This window comes from Leucobacter chromiiresistens, assembly GCF_001477055.1.
GTDB classification, from domain to species: Bacteria; Actinomycetota; Actinomycetes; order Actinomycetales; family Microbacteriaceae; genus Leucobacter; species Leucobacter chromiiresistens_A.
Genome location: NZ_LDRK01000159.1, coordinates 1 through 873, shown reverse-complemented (window position 1 = coordinate 873; position 873 = coordinate 1). Strand labels below are relative to the sequence as shown.

Here is an 873-nt window from a genome sequence, read left to right as displayed (position 1 = left end):
GCGCGAGCTCGCGCCGCTCGAACATCTCCGAGACACGATCGAGGAAGGCATCGACCTGAGACCGCCGGTAGCCGGTGGCGAACAGCCCGCGTCGGCGGAAGCGCTTACCGCGGGGCCGGTTGATCCTGCCCCGCACCTCCGAGAGCAGCTGCCGAGTCTCGTCCCACCAGGCCTCCTCGCCCGCGGCGCGCACGCGCGCGCGGCGCTCCCGCTCGTAGAAGACCTCCTCGAGGCGGTCCATCGCCGCATCCACATACCTCGGCGCGTATCCGCCGCGCTTCACCGCGAACGCCCGCCTGCGCACCGTCTCCGACGTCATCGCGTCGCCCTCTGCGGCGCCTTCATACGCAGAACGGGCCTCCTCCAGGAACCGGTCGACCTGCTCCTGCTGATAGCCGAGCTGCGATCCGGTCGCGAGAGGGAACGAGGTGTGCACCCGACCATTCTGCACCGGCTCAGTACTCGACTGCTGAGTGGATCGCGGCATCACACGACCCCCAGAGCGAGAGCGACACCGTACACGCCGACCGCCGATGGCAGGAGCGAGTCGAGGCGATCCAGAAAGCCGCCGTGACCAGGAATCCAGGAACTCATGTCTTTCACCCCTAGGTTGCGTTTGATCAGAGACTCCGTGAGATCTCCGCCCGTGGCCGTGAAGAGCACGACGATGCCGATGATGGCGCCGACCCACCACGGCTGCCCGAGCGCGAGCAGCGATACCAGCACGCCGGCGCCCGTGGCGACCACCGCGGCGCCCGCGAAACCCTCCCACGTCTTGTTCGGGCTGATCCGCGGCGTCATCTTGTGCCTGCCGAGCGTCACTCCCGCGGCATACGCACCGATGTCCACCGAGACCACGACGAGCACGAGCGC

At 68.4% G+C, this 873-nt stretch carries 2 protein-coding genes; both read right to left on the bottom strand.

What is annotated here, in order from left to right; genetic code table 11:
- Positions 1 to 436 (bottom strand): DivIVA domain-containing protein (locus NS354_RS12800; protein WP_241490546.1); only part of this gene is annotated, 436 nt, incomplete at its 3' end.
- A 50-nt stretch (positions 437 to 486) separates the two neighbouring features.
- On the bottom strand, positions 487 to 873 hold a 387-nt coding region (locus NS354_RS12795; RefSeq protein WP_193750786.1), incomplete at its 5' end, for a phosphatidate cytidylyltransferase.